Raw genomic sequence first — 20,384 nt, 5'->3', positions numbered from 1 at the left:
CATGTGATGTCAGAGGGCTTCGCCATGTCGCTTTCACTTCATGGTGCCTCTCAGGCTACGGGAGTGGAGTCTATTCTCCCGATTGGACTTTCACCAACTAGATAATGTGTCCTTATCTGGACACGCCGATTTGCCAACGCAAAGAATACCAGTCATGTACCTGTCCCATCGGGACAATATCTGTAGGGGTGTTTGTCATATATACATTGATACCACTGAGTCGTTTACTACGAGAAGAATACTTCATTCCTTTCTTTTTTTCTCTTACAGCTTGATCCTGTAATCGTTTTTGTTGTTGTTCTTTGGTTAGTCGATGAACAATCACACGAGTTGAGACTTTATCATTCATTCCTACATAAGCGTTGAATATTTCACATGTTTGTCCTGGTTGAAAAGAGTTCATTAACGTTTCCATATCTATCTGTATATACTCTGTACCTTTCTTGATTCTGCCATCTTGAAAATAATCAGGGTTAGAATTTTTTTGATAAATACGTGTATTCGATTTGATACGTGAGATATAATATGCCTTTTTATCTTGTATATGTTGAAGATCTTTCAAGTGAAAATAACCTAAATCACGGATAAATAAATCATTCGCTGTCACAGTTGGGGCACATAGAGAACCATAGGTTCGATCATGTTGTTTACCTGGGCCTGTATGAATATGTAGGAACTGCCCACTTAATAAATCATACTCAAGCTGAATCTTCATCCCAGCTGTATGACTGCATCCTCCTGCACCTGGATAAACAGATGAAAATACATCGGGAAGTTGAAAGGCAGTTGAATCTAGGATACGAATACGCTTGAAAATAGAAGCGTATGGAGAAGTGAGCATCTTAGTTGAAGATAACTTTTGATTGAGAAGTTCGGCTAACACTTGTTGTAGAAATTGCACGGCTGTGGCATTAAATCGTTGATTCAGTCCTTCAGGACTGATGAGCACTTCTGTTGATGCTTCTAAACAGCTACATAAATGAGTTAAAGAGGTTTTAGCGACATTTTGACTGATCCATACACATATAGCGACTAAATCTTTTGCTTGGTACTTACTAGTTCTTTGTACAAAACCAACATTTCTAGCAAGATCTCTTAAGAAATTTGGAGATAAAAAGTTTTGAATCTCTTGAGCAAATAGTTGTAATTCATCCGATACAGAAATAGACATACAAAAAACGCCATCCTTTCCTATGATTCTACAGAAAGGATAACGCCTTTTTTGCTTTAGAGGTAGTGCAAAAACTTAGCTTTATAGCGATGGAACAGAATCCCTATAAAGATTTTTAATGTAATAAAATACGTTTATGTTACTATTGGATATTTCATCTCCTATTCCCTTGCTAAATGCCATTTAATGATATGTCCAGCGTGTGTAAGACCTCCTCCAAACCCATAGAGTAAGAGAGTGTCCCCTTTTTTCACCTTTCCTTCATTCATACCTATGTCTAATGCTAATGGAATGGAGACAGAAGAAGTATTTCCCATGTATGTTACACTTGTTAACGTTTTATCCAGTGGGAAACCTGATTTTTCACATATAGATTCAATCATTCGTAAATTAGCACTATGTGGAACAAACCAGTTCACCTCTTCCAGTTGTAACTCTGCTTGACATAACAATTCTTTAATACCAATTGGTAGTGTCCGTGCTGCCCACTTATATACTTCTCTTCCATTTTGAACTATCTTCCCATGTGTTCTTAAAGGATTTCCAAACATGGTAGTAGATAAATTTTTACGATATACATGCATGCCTCCTTCCCCATTTGTCCCAATATGGGTAGCTATAAAGCTAGACTCTTCTTCAGCTTTCTCTACTAAAACAGCTGCGGCTCCATCTCCAAATAAGATACATGTAGTTCGATCTGTATAGTCTGTAATCTTAGATAAGGTTTCTGTCGTTACAATTAAAATCTTGCGATGAAGGCCAGATGTAATTAAACCATTCGCCAGATGTAATCCATATGTAAAACCAGCACAAGTCGCATTGAAATCAACAGCACCTGTATGTTGAATATTAAAATACTCTTGTATTTGGCAGGCTACACTTGGAAAAGTGTAGTCAGGCGTAGTTGTTGAAACGAGAATACAATCCACGTCGACAAGACTTTTATGATAACGTTCCACTAAGTTTTCAATAGCTTTAAAAGCTAATGTAGAGGCATATTCGTTATCACCAGTAATTCTTCTTTCCTTCATCCCAGTTCTTTGTACAATCCATGCATCATTTGTATCTACTAATTTTTCTAAATCATCATTGGTCAGCTTTTTTTCAGGTACATAGGTACCAATAGCTGTAATTCTTGCTTTTGATTGCATACATTTATCCCCCTTTACTATTTTCACACTTAGTTATATAATCAAATAATAGTACTAGGTACTAATTATTGTCAATATTCGAACATTTTATTTCTGGAAATTAAACTAACTAAAATATCTAGCTATGGTATAAAGGAGAGACATTCATGCTCAATATTCAACAAATTGAAGAAATTATTCCCCATCGTTATCCCCTTTTATTAATTGATCGGATTATTGAAGTAGAAGAAGGAAAGCGTGCAGTTTAGATCCAAAATGTTGTAACTAATGAAGGATTTTTGACCAGTCATTTTTCTGACTATTCAGTCATGACCGGCGTCCTTATTGTAGATGCCCTTTTAACATGAATAAATAAGTAGAAGTTTATTGAAAAATTTTCTGGAGAAGAACAATGCTAAAACCCTGTATTGATGTAGAAAAAAAGAAATTCAGAATAATGTAAAGGGAGAAGAGTGATGATTGATATTTTAAAGATTTTTGCGGCCTTAGTTTTGGGATACCTTTTAGGAAGCCTTAATACAGCGGTGATTGTAGGGAAAATATACGGCAAGGACATAAGAAGCCATGGAAGCAAAAGCGCCGGGCTTACCAATACTCTGAGGGTACTTGGGAAATCTGCTGCGGTGTTTGTTCTTGCGGGAGATATATTAAAAGGGGTAATTGCCTGTTATATAGGCTTGTTCCTTAGCGTTTACTTTTATTCGGGAGAGGCTAAAGATTGCGTAAGCCTTTTAGCGGCGGGCGCAGGGGCGGTTATAGGGCATAACTGGCCGGTATATTTTGGGTTTAAAGGAGGCAAGGGAGCACTTACAGCAGTGGCTGTACTGTTTATGGTTGACTGGGTTATGGCCCTTTTATGCCTTGGCTTTTTTGTGATAATAGTAGCTTTAACCCGTTATGTCTCTTTAGGTACAATATGTGCTACATTGCTTGTTGCGGTCATTTCATTTATTCCTGTTTTTGGGAATACCTTATATTTTTATATATTTGCATTCCTAATGGCGTTTATGGTTATTTTCAGGCATATGGAAAATATACAAAGGCTGCTTTTAGGAACAGAAAATAAACTTATTTTTCCACAGCGTTGAGCATGTCGTCAAAATAGAAAAAATTGGGGTTAGTTAACCGTTTAAGGAGGACGGCAACGATTCTTTACTTTTGGAGCCACTCAAGAAAAATGTACTTTATAATCCTATTTTTGGTATATCTCCTACCTTAGTAGTAATAAAGGGTTAATATAAGTAATCACATCATGCGTAAATATTAACGTACACATTGAATAGAAGAAATCAAAAAATACGTTATCCTTTCCTATGATTCTACAGAAAGAATAGCGTATTTTTTATTTTAGGGGGGTATTTTGTTTTGTTAGCTTGATAGCGATGGGGTAGCACCACATCGCCATCAAGCTAAGAAATTGGTTGTTCCTCAAAACGAAAAAATCGAGCTAAATTCTCATAAATAACTGTAAAATAATAAAATTGTCGTTTTGGGGACACTTCAAAATACTAGATTGATGGATATGTGGTGCTACTCCCTTATAAACAAAAGAAATCCCTCTAAACTAATTAGAAGGGTTTCTTTTGTGTTCAGCTTAGATACATTCTATGTAGAATCATTGAAATACACTAATTCACTACAATTTATGTTATTTTTTAAATACTCCAAAGTAAACTTCCGAACATTAGTTTACATTCAAATCCTCATAAATATTAGGCTTATCCCAATCCCCCTAATATCCTCAAAATTAGGAAGAAAAGTATACATTTAAAATATGATAAAGTGAACCTTTAATCAGTGGGGGTTTTATTCATCCCCCACTGATTATTAGCCTTCACCAATCGGGCTTTTACGGGCAGTTTACCTCCCACCTAACTCCTTTGTTTTTACAAATAATACTCAAACATTTTTGCAACCTTTTCTTTCATTTTTTCTTTTATAGATAATTGATTGACGTCAGAGGATGTTACTCGCTTTGAATTTTGTAAGTCTGCATGAATGACTGGCTTTATTTTAGAAATATAGACAGGGTCATGGATATAACAGTTCATTTCTTCATTTAAATGAAACGAGCGCGAATCAAAATTCACGGTCCCAACCATCAATACGTTTTCATCAATCAAGAATGCTTTACCGTGTAACACCCCCTCTTTATAACCATATACTTCCATTCCTTGTTTTAACGCTTTTCGGATATATGGGTACGCTGCTTCTTTAACTAACAGTGCATCCGAATGAGGTGAGAACAGAATTTTGACACGAACTCCCCTCTTTCTTGCATCTACTAATGCGTTCCAAATAGTTTTGTCTTTTGGTATAAAATAAGGTGTTACTATAATGATGGACTCTTTTGCTTGTTGAAACAGCCTTGCATAATCTTGCCCAAGTTTTTCTCCGCTGTAATATGCAGTAAATCGATGCGAGGTTGTTCCCTTTTCCTTTGTCGCACTGTGTATCGGAATCGGTTTCTCTGAGTTTTTCTTCCAGTCTAAAACAAATTGGTGTTCTAGATCTTGAACTCCTTCTCCTCGTATTTGAAGGTGATAATCTCTCCAGTGACCGAGTTTTGCTTTTTCTCCTAAATACTTCTTGCCAATATTAAATCCGCCAATGTACCCAATCCTTCCATCAATAACTGAAATACGACGATGATTTCGATGATCCAAAGAAGGAGAAAGATAAGGAAAAGCAGGCTTATTGTAATACGTAAAATGCACTCCTTTTTTAACTAATAATTCTCTTTCCTTTTTCTTTAGTAAAATTCCTCCTAGCCTATCCACTGCATAGTATACTTCTACACCTTCCTGACTTTTTTGCCTCAACAAATCTAGAAACTGATGACTTACTTTATCATCAGCAATAGAGAAGAAGCTAATATGCACGTAATGTTTTGCTTTCTTTATATCTGAGAATAATTGATTGTTTAACTGTTTCCCATCTGTATACATAGTAATATCACTTTGACGAATAGGGTACTGGCTAGGCTTTTGGGCAAATCTCCCACTTTTTTCAGCTACTGTTCTGTCAATTTCATCCCAAACAAACAAAACAAAACATACGCCGATAAATACAAAGAGGAGCAATCGGAAAATTTTACCTATCTTTTTCAGCATATCTAATCTCCTTTATATATCGTTGTTTTTTCTGTTAGTTTTTGTTATCGGGACAAAATTATTCCATAGCCATCCATGAAGCTAGTCTTTACCATAGAACATGTAAGTAAATTACGTTCTTACATGGTAGATTTTCTTATGAATTTTCTATTCAAGTCAAGTTAACATAACCCCACTTATCAGTAGTATCCGAAAAAGCCAACCTCTTATCTTTTTCGGATAAGGGATCCCGCCACATCACTATCAAGCTAACAAAACTAAATTTCCTTAAAATGAAAAAAACGCTATTCTTTCTGTAGAACCATGGGAAAGGATGGCGTGTTTGGCATGAACTTATCGACTTTTGATAAACTAGAATTGTTTTCTAAAGAGTTACAACGATATATGTCACCTGATGCTTTAGAACAATTAGCTAGAGAGAGCGGGTTTGTTTTATCTGTAAAACCTTATGATGAACGCGCGGAAGCTGATTTATATTTTGAAATGTATTTGAAAGAACGCGGCTTATTTATCGGCGATGAAGAACACGAAATTGATAAGGTTGTGATTCGAAAGAAAGTTGAAATGTTATAGAAAAAAGCAGGATAGCAATATATCCTGCCTTTTTTCATTTAAAAGTCTTATTCTCTAATATAACAACGTAATCATTTGTCAGTCTACCAGCTTCTTTTGTATAATCCACCAGTCTTTGTACATTGTCACAACAAATCTTTGCGCCCCATACAAGTAATGGAACACCAATAAAATCAATATGTAATCTTCTAGAGAATAAACCACCAAACGTCATAGGAAGTGGAACAGTTGGTGACGTATTTGAAAAAATGATTTTTTCGTTGTTTTGATATTGATGTTGAAGAATTTCGCCTAGATTTTTCATAGATGGTACCACAACTTTCGATGCCCCGCACCCTACTGTATAAACAGGATTGCCTCCCTCATCTCGGCCATGAAAAATAATTTTCCCCATATCAGAAGTTTTAAGTTTATTAAAATAGTCCACATTTAAAATTTCTTCTCTCGTTAATTTTCGATTAGTTGGTAGTTTGTTTAAATGATACGCTGCAGCTAGTGAGGTTGTATGCGTTCCACCATAATCAGTGTAAATAAAAATCATATTCTCATTCCTTTGTCACTTACATTCAATATTGATTAGTATCACCATTTCATCATTTACTAATCAAAAACTGATATATTTGGTTCTGGAGCAAAGATAAAATAAAAGGGAATGTGGCACATATATTTCTAACGGGATTGTATTTTATACTGTCAGCCTCAATAATTGATGGATGAATTCTTTTTGATTTTGGACAGACTGATTCCTTAAATTAATCTGTCTCTTTTTCATCATATGCATGACTTCCACACCACTCAATATATCGGTTGCTGTTTAAAATGATTTGAATCCCATCATAGAGCGTACGCGTTTCTTAATAAAACGACGATCTTGTTCCACAATGTTATTTAGATATTTTATCTGCCTGATTTGGATGCCTAGTGGCATCTTTTTTTCTTTCTTCATTTTTTCTATGGCGATTGGATAATCTGGATTTTTATCAACTGTAATCACACGGGGGAGAGGGACATGAAAAGACCGCAAAGCTTTCTTGAAGAATCGCTTTGCAGCCCTATGATTTCTATACATTTAATCATTTTTATATTTTAATTTATTTCTGAAGGAACTTTTTAAGGCAGTAAAAAATATCCTTTTTATTTTTCACTATATAATACCTAAACTTCTCATCTTCAATGTTTTTATAAACAGAAAAAAGGGTAGATGATGAGCGATTATACTGGTTTAATTAGCAAGGATGTAACCAAATTTAAATAGATTCTGTTCCCAAAACTCACTTGTCATGACTTTTTTGTTTTGTTTATTCTTTTTCTTTTTCTTTTTCTGGTTCTGTTGCAAAGTTTTTAAAAGTAGGCTAAACCTTTGCAAAATAGAGTAAGGAGAATTATAGATAGGATATTTTAAAGGAATGATACATTCCGAAGTATATAATGAGAAAGGGATTATAGCTTTTCTTTTCTTAAGACTGCACATATTGTTTAATTTGATCAACACATAAATTTCTCAGCTCTGTACTGGAGTACGCCTTGTAATTTTTATACCAGTCTACTGTATGGTCTAAAGTCTGTTGAAGGGACCATTTTGGTTCCCAATTGAGCTTGAATTTTGCTTTGCTTATATCTAGGTTTAGGAATGTTGCCTCATGAAATTCTTCTGGATTTACATTTGAAGATATCCAATTCCCACATCCCCAGGACTTTATCATACCGGTAACAAGCTCTTTTACTGAGACAATATTATTTAGTTTTGGACCAAAATTCCATGCACCAGAAAAAAGGACCCCATCAGTTAAAATTTTTTCTGCTAGAAGTAAATATCCACTTAAGGGTTCAAGTACATGTTGCCAAGGTCTTACTGCATTAGTATTTCTAATGCAAATTTCTTGGTTTGATTCCAGTGCTCGTATACAATCAGGAATAATCCTGCCTATTGACCAATCTCCTCCGCCAATTACATTGCCAGCACGAACACTTGCGATTGCTTTTTTATGGTGCTCATATTTTTTTTCTGGAAAATAAGAGTTGCGGTAGGAGGAAATTAATAGTTCGCAGCATCCTTTGCTAGAACTATAAAGGTCATGTCCACCCATTGGGTCATTTTCACGGTATCCCCAAACCCATTCATTGTTCTCATAACACTTGTCACTTGTAACTATAATTCCTATTTTAGTGGATTCATGTAAACGAATTGCTTCTAATATATTCATTGTTCCCATAACATTTATATCATACGTATCTTTAGGGTGCTCATAAGAATATTTAACAAGTGGTTGTGCGGCTAAATGAAATACAATTTCAGGTTTATATTCTTTGAAAAGCTTATTTAATTTATTATAGTCTCTAATATCCCCACGAACATCAATTATGTCGTTTTGAAGGTTTGTTAAATTAAAGTTATCTTTTTTATTTTTAGGATCTAAAGAATATCCAATTACAGTCGCGCCTAATTCTTTTAACCATATGGATAACCAAGAGCCTTTAAAACCAGTGTGTCCTGTGATTAAAATCTTTTTTCCATGAAATACATTCTTAAAGCTATTATTGAACAATTGATTCACACCTTAGAAATAGATTTTCATACATTCGGATATAGATGTGTATTATGTTTATACCAATTAACAGTTTTAATAATACCTTCTTCAATACTTATACGTGGTTCCCAAGAGAGCATACTTTTAATTTTATTAATATTTGGTTTAGAAATCCTTCTTTCATTCGTTCTATAGGATAACGCACCATAATTGGGTCTTTTATTAGTCTGCAAGTGTTTAAAGAGTAATTCCACATAATATTTTAAAGGGTGAGTTTCACCGCTTCCAATATTAAAAATCTCATTTTGTATAGAATTATTTTCAATTGTTAGCATACAAGCATCTATAATATTATCTACATAGCAGTAATCTCTTAATTGATTACATAACGTTAAGTTTACATTTCTATTCTGTAATACCTGTAAAATAATATAGCAAAAAATTTTATGTGGTTCTTCACCTTCTCCGAATACTCCAAAGGGTCTTAAGGTTATAAGATCGATATTGTTTTCAGCCGCGACTTGATGAGCAATTATAGTGGCTGCAGCTTTACTACTTCCATAAATATCTACTGGTGTTAATTCCATATCTTCCTTAATAGATTCTGTTTTATTTCCATACTCAGAACTGCTTCCAATATTAATAATCTTTTTGCAATCTATAGACTTTGTTGCCTGAATAATATTAATTGTACCTAAAACATTCGTTTCAATAGCATTCATGTAATCTTTATGAGCTGAATTTACTCCGTATGCAGCAAAGTGAAAAATATAATCAGGACGGATTTGTTTTATAATATTTTGAACTTGTATCTTATTGCGTATATCTACTTCATAAAGTTTGATACTTTTTAATAGGTCTTTAATACGCCAAGGATTTGATGACTTTCTGGCTAAAATAACGATTTTTGCTTGTAATTTCAATAATCTTCTTACTAAATGAGAACCAATAAAACCGTATCCGCCAGTGATAAGAAACGTTTTATTTTTAAAATGGTCAATTATATTCATATAATTTCATTTGTCTCCTTACAAATTTTTGAGTAAAAGGAATAAATAATTTTACTTAAGAAGTTCGTGTGAATTAGGGAATAATACTAGTTATATAAAAGAGAGAATGGATTTCATCTAAAAAATGAGGGAGGATATTGGAAATAGTTTTTTACAGAGGACTCATCTAAGTTTCCAACAAATAAAGGGGTAAGAGAAAAGATATTATTAAGTACGCGACAAGTATTTTGTATTTTTTCGATATAAGGAATATATATATATTCTAAAATTGACGGATCTATTTCTACATGTTCTTGTTTCCATAAATCAAATTCATTTTCATTAATAATTTGCATACTCCCAAAGTGAAAAGCGATTAATTCATCTTGATCTATAAAAATCCTGTTTTCTGTGTTGGTTATAGAAGAATGGTTGGTTAAAATTAGATTCCAAGGTGCAGCGTTAATACCCTTTTGAGTCATGATTTTAATGTTAGAAAATAAATCGGGAATGTGATTTAAATATTTTTGATCTCCCCATCTATTCATCTCAACATCATATACATCCAAACAATATTCCAGGCACTTATCTTTCCACCATGTTAAAATATCTTTACTGTTTTGATTATTTTTAAATCCTATTAGGCCGGCCTGATACATGCCATGTGCATTTTCCAGTTCAGTAGTGCCTCTCTGTGGACAAAGAAATACAGAATACTTCCACCATTCATCTAAAATTATAGTAGGCTTTGTAAAGAAAAACATATCTGCGTCACAGTATATAATGTGATCAACTTCAGAATAATATTTAAGAATATGAAGGCATAGAGGGGCTTTTAATGTCCAGCAGTATTCCTGCAAACTTCTTTCATTCTTTATACTTAAGAGTTCTTGATTTTCTATGTCTTTCACATGAATCAGTATTGCATGCTCCAATTTTAAGTTTGTTAGAATTTGATAAGTAAAATTATCCATACAACAGATCCACACAATAAAATTTGTGCCATGGCTTTCTAGGGAATAATAGCAAGTCAGACCTTGAATTAAACGTTTTTGACTTATAATCATTGAATAATTCATAAAATGATTTGATAGATTCATTTTTCTTCTTAACTGTGAATCTTTATATAAAGTTTGCGCCTCATTTATGTCTTTAACACTTAACAGGCGCTGTGTTTTTTCACCTAATTTTTCTGTCAATTTTGTGAGGATAAACTGAATTTCTTCTAGATAGGGGGTATAGATAAGGTGTAATATATTATTCGGTATTGAAATTTTACCTAAAGACCAAAGGTCAAAATCCTGTTCATTGAAAACGGTAATGCATGCAAAATGATATACAATTAGTTTATCTGTTTCAATGTATACCTCGTTTTGATTTTTATCAATTATATAATTGTTATTATAAATACAATTCCAAGGTGCGGCATTTATACCTAGATCGCTTGAGATTTTTACTTTTGGAAAGTAAATAGGAATTAAATCTAAATATTTTTGGTCACCAAATCTTCCTTTATCAGGATTAGCACTACACCAATCTAAGCATTTATCTTTCCACCATCGTACGCTTTTTAATCCGTAGAAATCGTTTTTAAACCCAATTAACCCAGCCTGATATTTCCCATATTTTTCTTCTACCCAGTCACGGTCTCTCTGTGGACAAAGATAAATAGAATTGTCACCCCATTCTTCAAATATCGTGTTAGGATCAGAGAAGAAATATAAATCACTATCACAATAAAGAACAGATGGCAAATTATAATTTACCAATAAATATTCAATAAGTACGGACTTTAAAGTCCAACAATATTCACTGACTGTCCTATTTCTTTTAATATCTTTCAAATTTGGATCTTCTATATCATCTACCTGCAAAAGATTTACATTATTCAAGTTCATTTCTTTCAATGTTGAATAAGCAAACACATCTATACAACAAATCCATAATGTAAACGTTTGTGAATTTTGCATTAGAGATTGGTGCAAAGCAATTATTTTCAAGACGTATTCTGTTCCAACTATGGCACAAAAATGATTTTCAGAGTGAGGCTGTTTATTATAAGGTAGAGGATAGATTTGTTTGCTTGTAGTTTTTTTAGAGTGGTCAATAGCTGAAGCATCTGAAGATAACGGAAAATCCTTTTCTATTTTAAAGGGAGTATAGCGGTGCGGCCAACCTTTCTTTCTATTGTTAAAACGCAATGTTTATTCACTCCTTTCAACTATTTTTGTTAGGGTTCCAGCTTTCATTTGCATCTTTAAGATCTTTAGGTGTGTCTACACTAATCCAATAATCATTGTGCTCATAAACTGCAAGTTCCTTGTTTTTTATTAAATTTAGTAGAGGTTCTTCTTCAAGCATACAATCATTATCATTCAAATAATCGAATATTCCTTTATTAAATACAAAAAAACCTCCATTTATTACAGCATTAAGTAAGGGTTTTTCCTTAAAATCCACAGCAATCCCGTTTTCAATCTGTAAAAGACCATATTGACTACTTTTTTTTATACCGGTTAATGTTGCGATTTTTCCTTTGTCTTTATGAAATTTTATAAGTTCGTTAATATTTATCTTTGCTAATCCGTCACCATAAGTTAATAAAAACATTTCATCCTGTATATGCTTTTCAAGTTTTTTCAATCTGGTTCCGGTCATTGTTTCAATCCCTGTATCTATAAATTTTATATTCCACTGTTTTGGTTCTTCAAGCAACTGGTAATGATTATTCTTTAAATCTAAATTAAAATCATGTTCTTTCCATATATAGTCCATGAAATATTCTTTGATTTTTTCACCTCCATACCCTAATGGTAGGACGAATTCATGATGTCCAAACTTGCTATACCAATTCATTATATGCCAAATGAGAGGTTTTCCTTGAACATGAACTAATGGTTTGGGTATATTCCCCAGAATACCTTGCATCCTCAATCCTTTTCCACCACATAAAATTATGACTTTCATAGTCTTCTCTCCATCCCCTTCAGTTATTTAGCTAATTTAAATTATGCTATCACTATATAAATGGTATACACACTTGTACCATTAATTTTACAGAAGATATTTTCCATAAAAATACTGGTTAAAATACAAAATAAAGCCTACTCAAATGTATGAGTAGGCTTATTGCCTTAACATTACTTCAAGGTTACAAATGGATTTCAAAATCTAATAAGCATAGACATATCACTAAGCTAAACATACAAAAACCGGATAGGGATCCATTTATTTCATCATTATGAAACAAGCTTAGTCCATTCTTTTAGTGCACTCATAGAATAAAGGGATATAAATCTTATTAAAAAGGGTTGGATTTCGATGTCTTTCGAACGCAGAAGACGTGGAAGATTTGATAGACGAGAAAGAGAGTTTTTCGATGAAAGAGAATGTTTTGAGGAAAAGAATTGCTTTGTTGAGCGCAAAAGACGCTCAAGATTAGATCCCATACGAGAGGGAGATAAGATTCAAGTGTTCTCTGGTAGCAATCGAATCGATGGAACAGGAGTTTTTATTAAAGTTGAAGACAGATTTCTTGTTTGGGTTGATGAATGTGCGAATATTAATGTTACAAGCCTAGATGTTATTAGTGTTTGTAGAGAACATTCTTGTAATGCTTGAAGCATAACATTGCCATAAATCTTTTATTACCCCATAATCTTGCCTCAGGGACAAAGATAGTAGCAATCCATCTCAAACTTTTAAAATCAACACTTCAAATCCAAAAAAACAAATTGGGGTTCAGCCCATGCCCATCAAGCTAGTATTTTGAAGTGTCCCCAAAACGACAATTTTATTATTTTACAGTTTTTTATGAGAATTTAGCTTAATTTTTTCGTTTTGAGGAACAACCAATTTCTTAACTTGATGGGCATACGGCAGAACCCCAGATATATAAATCTAACTATGATAAGACCTCTGCAAAAAATCTGAAGATTACTGCGTTTTATTGATTATACTGAGGCTCATCTTGTTGAACCTCCTGAACACGTGGTTCTAAAGAATCAATAATTATCTGCGCTTGCTGAGCTGCATTTTGATACAGTTGTTTTGCTTGCTGATTGTCAGTATCAAGAACAAATCCTTCTAAACATGCTTGAGCACTTTTTAATCCAGAAATAGTTTGCTTAAGCTTAGTAATTACTGTCATAATTAAATTCCTCCTTATAATTATGAATTCACTATTTAGAATAGCTATTTTCTACTGAAAATATGATTTCTAAATCTTGGTTATCTTTATAAAAGGGGTAGTGCCACATCGCTATCAACTTAAGAAAAGTAAACACCCCCAAAACAAAAAAATGAGCTGATTTCTCAAAATAACTAACTGTAGAGAAAGAAAATTTTCATTTAGGGGGTACTTCAAAACCTTAGCTTGATGGCGATGGGGTCTCGCCACATCGCTATCAAGTTAAGAATTCTAAGTCCCCCAAAAACGAAAATTTTATCCTTTTATAGTTATCCATAGGAATTTAGTTCATTTTTTGTTTTTAGGCGTTATAAAATTCTTAAGTTGATGGCTGTGTGGCACTACTCCATCACTATCAAGATAAGAAATACAAATACCCCCAAAACGAGAAAATTGACATCTTCATGTGAAAATATACAATTTTTTTGTTTTGGGGGTGTTATAAAATTCTTAAGTTGATGGGCATGGGGTCTCGCCAACAAAACGCGAATTTTGTACGCTAAGCAAATTTTCATTTAAAAAAGTCGAATTCCCGTACACTAAGGATTCGACTTTTTTAGATTGATTTATTCAATTAAAGCTCCCGATAATACAATAAGATTCATCATATAATTAATTATTGTTTATCAAAAGAGATTAATTAATTTCCTTACATGCCCATGCGTCTATCTCCACTTTAAATACAGGAGCTGCTAATGCCACCACATAAATCATAGTAGTACAAGGAAGATGTTCACCTAGAAAATCTCCAATAATTTCCCTTCTCTTCTCTGCATTAAAATCACCTACTAAATAAAATACTATCTTCGTTAAATCTTCTACGTTCATATTAGCAGCCTTAAGATTTCTTCTAATATTATCTAGAGCTAATTGTAACTGCTCCAATGGATCATCTGGAACCATTCCATCTATTTCCATGCCTAATTGACCTGATAATGTGAGCCATTTATTGGGACCTGTTACTTCTATTTGATGTACATATGGTGCTACTGGTTTATGTACTGTTTCTGGATTTCGGGATTTCTTCAACTAGAATCATTCCTTTACTGAAATTTTATAATAATCTAAATTATTATATCAGTTTTTTGAGTTTGGTGTTAACCTGCCTTGTTAGCTAAATTATATTTCTTCATAAACTTTTTTGTAACATATTTATCCAATTTATTTTCTCTAAAAGTACCGAAAACGACCGTTTAAAGAACTCTATTTAGTTCTAACAAAGCTGAAATAAATACGGTCAAAAACCAGTTCTAAAACTCATTACCAAAAACAAAGTTCCATAACAAACATTAAATGTCGTTTATGGAACTTTGTTAAAGTACGGTAAAACCAAGTTTTTTAACTTAGGAATCCCTTAGCGTACGAAATTCGCGTTTAGTTGGCGAGACCCCTAGCTGGTTTAGTTGAAGAAGGGAGGGTGATGCTTACCGTGTATCACCTACTTAAACAATTCAAAATAATTTGCCACCCATTTTGAATTGTTTTCTGCAATATATTGTTCTGCCAAAATCAATCGCTGTACAAGCTCTTTCTTAGACATCTTCATATACTTTCGTTCCGTGTTTTCTATGCTTCGGTCTGAACGTATACGTCGATAATCAACAGAAGTAAATGCAACTGAACGCTTTTGTGTAGACTTGTTGATATTTAATTTTTTCTTATATGAGTTGCTATGCTGCTTATAATACGCATTCAATTCTTGATTTGTACTAATCGTGTTACGATGAATCCCTTTCCCTTCGGGATCAATGTCTTTTGACTTCTCTGATACAGTCTTGAGTGTAACAGGGAGGTTTTGTTTGACCAGAAGGTCAATTGCCTCCTTCCCTAACAAGAGAGAACGCTGGCTTCGAGATTCATGAACCTCTTTGAGCCACGTTCGGTTATCTTTTGAAGGAAACGTCTGGTTCATATGTCTGTTCCTCCCGATATTTCTCAATCAATTCAATTTCCTTTAACTCGTTTCTCGCAAGTTTCCGCATCTGTTTCGCCTTATTTACTTCAATCGTCAAATCCAGGGAAGCATACCGCTTTTCCATATCCTTAGATAAATCAACCACTTCAAGGAGTTCATGTTTCTTCTCAGGTTGCGGAATTTTTGCTACACATCCTAAACATGCCATTTTTACAGGACATACTTTATCTGTAACGCAAGTACCGCCCAACACATTGTTATATACACCTACTTTGGCCTTGTGTTCCTCCCACTCCCGCTGAAGTTCTTCAGGACTGCGAAGAATCACTTCATCTAAGTCAACATAGTTTAAAATTACGCTGTGTAATTCTCCAACCTTTTCAGCTACTTGACTTGGAGTGGGTTCAGAGTAATACCTTGTTACATTCAAATCACGCTGATGAAGGATTTTCGCTACAATATCAACGGGAATTTCCTGACGTTGAACAGCTTCTGTTGCGAAAGCGTGACGCAGTAAGTGTGTTTTAATGATCACAGGTTTTCCTTCTTGTGTCTCGAAATGCAATCCATGCAAGAGAAAACGGAGACATGAATGAATGGTTCTATCCTTAAGTCCTTTCTTGTTATATTGAAAGAAGTAGGGCTTTGTCTCTGGAAATAGGTGTTTCCTGTCACCTTGATACTTTACACTTGGCATTGCTCCATTATAATGTTTTTTCAGCATCTTATTGACTCTTTTCATTAGTTCGAAGGTTTGCTTGCTAATTATGTAAGACTCAACCGTATCTCGTCCTTTTGGGACAGCGTAGAAGGAATATTTTAAATCGCCATTCACCCTCATGGCTTGTAGGCAATCTTTTGCACGGTTAATTTGTAATAGTTCATTGATTCTCGCTCCTGTTGTCGTCAGAATGTCTACCGCCAATAGACCGAAGGTTGATGCAGCATAGAATGGCTCCATATCGAATAAAATACCTTCGGCTTTGTCTCTTTGTTGAGTAACAAAAGTAGTTTGAGATAGAACTCCTTTGTGATGAGATTCGAAAGGGCTAGGATTGCTAATTGATCCTTCTTCGCCATATCCCCATGAGAATAGGAGTTCTCGTTTCTGTTCAAGCCCTTCATCCATCACATTTTGAAACCACTTTCCTAATACGCCTTCTTGCAAGATTTCTGCAAACCATAGACCTTCCGCTACATCATCATCTTCTAATCGTTCGGCTTTTACAAACTCTACAAAGTAATGATTGTTGGCCTCCGAATATGTCCTTGTTCGCTGTTCAGCTGATGTTACAATAAATTCTGTAAATTTCTCTTTCTGGTACAGAACAAAGGAAGGTTTGTCCCATAAGCGGAAGTAAAACCGCTCTCCGATGCGTTCAGGTTCATCATAATGAAATTCTATGGGTAATGTGACCTCTCTCTTTTCCGCTTGTTTACAGGCTGTCAGAAAGGCTTCTCGCAATCGTTTCATCTGATTCCATCGAAAGTTTGCTTCCGCCCGAATTTGAGGAAGGTAAGGGAGAATGACATCCGTCTCACTCTTGCGAGTGTTTTGAGCTTGTTCTCTTGCTTGTTTAGTGAACGTAAAATCTCGGCTATCAAACAAAGTCTTAGGGAGTAAGAATTGCTGAAAATACTCCCGTTGTTCTTGATTTAACTTTGCTATAAGCCATTTGTTAGTCGAGTAGGAAATTGATTTATAACGACTTAAAAACCTTGCTCGCTGGTCATTTGAATGTTCGGGATAAATAAGGCCTTTCAGGTACTGGTACATGTGTTTTTCTGTATCAAAATCAGCAAAAGTTTGCAATTCATAAGTATGGAATATATCCTTGAATCTTGGACACAATGTGCGAAGTTGGTTTGCTATGCTATTAGTATCTAAATTTCTATCTCCACTAATAAGCATATATAATAGCAATTGATTTTGCCAAGGCGTATCTAGACACTGATTTAGAAAGTATTTTACAGGGGATTCGTCTAATTTATCTAAAAGAAACACCCCTCTGTTATCCTGCAAATGAAGAAAGTGTTCATACACTTTTCCTATTAATTCATTATAAAATGGGGAGGTAGGTAAATCTGTTATTGTTGTCATAATTCATCCTCCAAATCATCCAGTAGAGCCTGTATATCCACTTCTAACTCCATGTCTTTTACTGTGTTTACAACAGTCAGAGTAGGCTTTTTTGTTCTTTTTTGTTTTGGCTGCTTTATGTATTCCTTTTCTTTCTCTGCTATATGTTCCAGCATCTTGTCATGGAAACCTCGATGCCTTTCCTCGTCAAAGTGGTGTTCATACACTTCAATCGTGTCTTTTTGTTTCCATTTCATGTATTTAATAAGTTCATCTTTACGTTGAGCAATTTCTGCATCCGTTTTAGAGACATTATAAATTTCACGCATACTTGTCGTAACAAACCAATGTCTTATTTTGTGCGGATTTAACCTTATGTCCATCAACGTCATTACCTTATTCCAGTGCAGATACCAGGTCTGATATGACAACGGTGTTCCTCGTTCCGTCAGAAACATGGGTGCATCGTTAGGTAGGGAATCAAAATCCTGCCCTAAAGGGTCAAATATTTTCCGCTCCTTGTTGATATATTGAAACAGGAGTTTCGTGGTGTCTTTACTAAAGCGAAGAAATTTCACTCTGCGACCATGACTCCCTTTATTAAACGTGCTGACTTCTTGAAAGGACTTACGGGAACGATAGTCCCCAATCGTAAGTTCAATAACTTCAGATGCCCTTGCTCCTGTCTCAAATAACATACGGGCGTGACCTTCTCTCGCAATGACCAATTTGCATGATTACCTGTCTGTTTGACTTTATGGTAGAGAAGAGGATCATCAATGATTTCAGGTTGCCATTCCTCAACCTCTTGTTGTGCCACTGGCGGACTTTTCTGAGAATCTTCTTTTACAAATCCTATTTCTTTCTTAATATGTACAAAGTCGCTTTCAGGAATCTTCCATCCTTGCTTGTCGCTATTGCGAAATGCGTTCGGAAACTTGCCAGAGCGTAGCCATCACTTAATTGTTTCTTCATGTTTCCCTAAAGCGGTCGCCATCTCTTTCACTGTATATACTTTCATCTAAACACCTCATATAAGACTGAAAATTCAAAAAAACAATATAAATTCTTATTATAACTAAAGTAATTGTTGCTGTAAATGCGCTTTTCATGAGGATGTGTTGTTGTTGTAAATGAGGTCATGCAGAGGTCTGTAAAATTAAAAAAGTACACCACTTTCAATAAGTGATGTACCAATATTTATATAATGTGTAACATTATATAAGTTCTTTACTCTTAGTAAGGAAAGAGAACTATTAATCATTCTTTATTTTACAGAGTAGCTTCATCCTTTTTTACAACTTACATATTTCACCTTGTTAACTAACTTTCAAATGCTCTTTTTCTGACACCACTGCACCTTTACTATTGAAATATACCCAAATGCAAGCTAAGAATAAAAGCGATGCTGTAGAGAAGAATACATATTGAAACCCGGCATGTGCGGCAATTTGTCCACCGAGTACTGGTCCAATCATATTTCCTAAAAACTGAAAGGATTGATTATATCCAAAAATACGTCCAGTCACATGTTGTGGTGTATGTTGTTTAAGTAGAGTTTGTACGGAAGGTAACAATCCAGCTTGTGCAATCCCTAATAGAAAACGCAATATGAATAATTGCCAAGCAGCTGTCACAAATGCTTGTGGAATAAAAACAATTCCTGCAACGAACAATGCTACAACTAACGTTTTTTGAGGGCCAATATGATCCGATAATCTCCCTAGTTTAGGAGCTGCTAAAATGACTGCTAGACCTGTTGCAGATATCACTGCCCCCGCAATTATCTCAATATGATCCGTATGAGGCCCCGCTAAATGTTTCACATACAACGTAATAATAGGTTGTATGGACATATTTGCAAGTTGAATCATAAAGGTTACTACAAATAGGCTTATAATAAAATGTTTCGCCGGAACCATCGTCCATACTTTTTTTGGTTGCTCTTTTTTTGCTTGAACAGAATGATTCGATTCATGTAAAAAGAAAAAAACAATTAAAAATGAAAGAAATAAAAAAGCACCCGTTACTAAAAATACATGACGCATTCCGATTAATTCAGACAAATAGCCACCAAGCATCGGGCCAAGTAAGGAACCACTTACACCACCTGTTGATATAGTAGAAATTGCCCAGCCTGAATGCTCTTTCGGTGTTTCTGCTGCTATAAATGTGATTGCAGTCGAAAGAAATCCTGACACTGCCCCCATTAAAAAACGAAGTGCAACTAATTGATATACATTTGTAACAAATCCCATAAGCGTCATAATCATTGCCATACCAAGACTCGCACGAATGAGCATCAATTTCCGACCATGTATATCACCGAGTTTCCCCCATATTGGTGATACAATCGCACCCATTAAAAAAGTTACACCGAATGCAAGTCCTGACCACTGTGCAATTTCAGATGTACCCGTTACTCCTAGATCCTCAATATAGAAGGATAAAAATGGTATCACTAAACTCATACCGGCTGCAGTGGTAAAACACCCAAGCCAACAAATGATTAAATTTCTTTTCCAGCTGGCCATTTTTGCACCTTCTTTCTTAGATACCCATTCTACACCCTTTTCTTAAAAAAGTTTAGCAATATGATTCATAGATCAAACCTTATTCAAAAACTACAATAACATGTAAGAACAATAAACAACACTCCTATTGCTTCTGTGACA

16 protein-coding genes and 4 pseudogenes are annotated in these 20,384 nt (G+C 34.5%); 4 read left to right on the top strand and 16 right to left on the bottom strand.

From position 1 onward, the window contains the following. Window positions 1–121: 121 nt before the first annotated feature. Window positions 122–1,171 (bottom strand): annotated as a pseudogene (locus ORL93_RS13490) (IS4 family transposase); the annotation flags it as partial. Window positions 1,172–1,332: 161 nt separating this feature from the next. After that, a complete protein-coding gene (locus ORL93_RS13485; protein ID WP_018783354.1) occupies window positions 1,333–2,322 on the bottom strand; it encodes a ketoacyl-ACP synthase III in 990 nt (329 codons plus the stop codon). A gap of 146 nt (window positions 2,323–2,468) precedes the next feature. Between ORL93_RS13485 and ORL93_RS13480 the strand changes: the two are divergent. Continuing rightward, window positions 2,469–2,660: pseudogene (locus ORL93_RS13480) on the top strand (hotdog family protein); the annotation flags it as partial. A gap of 117 nt (window positions 2,661–2,777) precedes the next feature. Continuing rightward, window positions 2,778–3,410 carry a glycerol-3-phosphate 1-O-acyltransferase PlsY gene (gene plsY / locus ORL93_RS13475; protein ID WP_098135982.1) on the top strand — a complete coding sequence of 211 codons (633 nt, stop codon included), beginning with the start codon at window positions 2,778–2,780 and terminating at the stop codon, window positions 3,408–3,410. A gap of 798 nt (window positions 3,411–4,208) precedes the next feature. Here the strand turns inward: plsY and ORL93_RS13470 are convergent. After that, window positions 4,209–5,435 (bottom strand): phospholipase D-like domain-containing protein, encoded by a 1,227-nt coding sequence (locus tag ORL93_RS13470; protein ID WP_098161036.1) that lies wholly within the window; start codon window positions 5,433–5,435, stop codon window positions 4,209–4,211. A gap of 327 nt (window positions 5,436–5,762) precedes the next feature. Here ORL93_RS13470 and ORL93_RS13465 point away from each other — a divergent pair, with 327 nt between their 5' ends. Further along, the gene (locus ORL93_RS13465; RefSeq protein ID WP_097794138.1) at window positions 5,763–6,008 is read left to right on the top strand and encodes a hypothetical protein; all 246 of its coding nucleotides are present in this window, start codon (window positions 5,763–5,765) and stop codon (window positions 6,006–6,008) included. Window positions 6,009–6,042: 34 nt separating this feature from the next. Here the strand turns inward: ORL93_RS13465 and ORL93_RS13460 are convergent, their stop codons facing one another. From ORL93_RS13460 to ORL93_RS13435, 7 genes and pseudogenes are all read right to left on the bottom strand, one after another. Continuing rightward, complete coding sequence (locus ORL93_RS13460) at window positions 6,043–6,549, bottom strand: DUF3189 family protein (RefSeq protein WP_098017375.1); 507 nt, start codon at window positions 6,547–6,549, stop codon at window positions 6,043–6,045. A gap of 144 nt (window positions 6,550–6,693) precedes the next feature. Then, window positions 6,694–7,071: pseudogene (locus ORL93_RS13455) on the bottom strand (DDE-type integrase/transposase/recombinase); the annotation flags it as partial. A 28-nt stretch (window positions 7,072–7,099) separates the two neighbouring features. Then, a pseudogene (locus ORL93_RS31510) lies at window positions 7,100–7,234 on the bottom strand (sporulation protein YhbH); the annotation flags it as partial. Between the two features lie 231 nt (window positions 7,235–7,465). After that, entirely contained in the window at window positions 7,466–8,554 is a 1,089-nt protein-coding gene (gene rfbG, locus ORL93_RS13450; protein WP_098161037.1) for a CDP-glucose 4,6-dehydratase, read from the bottom strand. A 26-nt stretch (window positions 8,555–8,580) separates the two neighbouring features. Continuing rightward, complete coding sequence (locus ORL93_RS13445; RefSeq protein ID WP_098017402.1) at window positions 8,581–9,540, bottom strand: NAD-dependent epimerase/dehydratase family protein; 960 nt, start codon at window positions 9,538–9,540, stop codon at window positions 8,581–8,583. 119 nt (window positions 9,541–9,659) lie between these two features. Then, entirely contained in the window at window positions 9,660–11,726 is a 2,067-nt protein-coding gene (locus ORL93_RS13440) for a hypothetical protein (RefSeq protein WP_040119404.1), read from the bottom strand. A 16-nt stretch (window positions 11,727–11,742) separates the two neighbouring features. Next, window positions 11,743–12,492 carry a sugar phosphate nucleotidyltransferase gene (locus ORL93_RS13435; protein WP_098161039.1) on the bottom strand — a complete coding sequence of 250 codons (750 nt, stop codon included), beginning with the start codon at window positions 12,490–12,492 and terminating at the stop codon, window positions 11,743–11,745. Window positions 12,493–12,846: 354 nt separating this feature from the next. Here ORL93_RS13435 and ORL93_RS13430 point away from each other — a divergent pair, with 354 nt between their 5' ends. Next, window positions 12,847–13,146, top strand: coding sequence for a hypothetical protein (locus tag ORL93_RS13430; RefSeq protein WP_098161040.1), 300 nt, complete (start codon window positions 12,847–12,849; stop codon window positions 13,144–13,146). Between the two features lie 325 nt (window positions 13,147–13,471). On the opposite strand, the gene ORL93_RS13425 is transcribed toward ORL93_RS13430, so the two are convergent. From ORL93_RS13425 to ORL93_RS13400, 6 genes are all read right to left on the bottom strand, one after another. After that, complete coding sequence (locus ORL93_RS13425) at window positions 13,472–13,675, bottom strand: DUF1657 domain-containing protein (protein WP_006094476.1); 204 nt, start codon at window positions 13,673–13,675, stop codon at window positions 13,472–13,474. Between the two features lie 675 nt (window positions 13,676–14,350). Beyond that, entirely contained in the window at window positions 14,351–14,743 is a 393-nt protein-coding gene (locus ORL93_RS13420; protein ID WP_098160438.1) for a RidA family protein, read from the bottom strand. A gap of 409 nt (window positions 14,744–15,152) precedes the next feature. Beyond that, window positions 15,153–15,626 carry a hypothetical protein gene (locus ORL93_RS13415; RefSeq protein ID WP_265959133.1) on the bottom strand — a complete coding sequence of 158 codons (474 nt, stop codon included), beginning with the start codon at window positions 15,624–15,626 and terminating at the stop codon, window positions 15,153–15,155. After that, on the bottom strand, window positions 15,598–17,730 hold the full coding sequence (locus ORL93_RS13410) for a site-specific integrase (RefSeq protein WP_265959132.1): 2,133 nt from the start codon (window positions 17,728–17,730) through the stop codon (window positions 15,598–15,600). The genes ORL93_RS13415 and ORL93_RS13410 overlap by 29 nt, the downstream gene beginning before the upstream one ends. Next, complete coding sequence (locus tag ORL93_RS13405; protein WP_257130755.1) at window positions 17,727–18,407, bottom strand: site-specific integrase; 681 nt, start codon at window positions 18,405–18,407, stop codon at window positions 17,727–17,729. The genes ORL93_RS13410 and ORL93_RS13405 overlap by 4 nt, the downstream gene beginning before the upstream one ends. Before the next feature lie 621 nt (window positions 18,408–19,028). Further along, the gene (locus ORL93_RS13400; RefSeq protein WP_018783455.1) at window positions 19,029–20,243 is read right to left on the bottom strand and encodes a multidrug efflux MFS transporter; all 1,215 of its coding nucleotides are present in this window, start codon (window positions 20,241–20,243) and stop codon (window positions 19,029–19,031) included. Between the last annotated feature and the right edge of the window lie 141 nt (window positions 20,244–20,384).

The organism is Bacillus sp. DHT2, from assembly GCF_026241455.1.
GTDB lineage: Bacteria > Bacillota > Bacilli > Bacillales > Bacillaceae_G > Bacillus_A > Bacillus_A pseudomycoides.
This window is presented reverse-complemented; position numbering and strand designations above follow the sequence as displayed.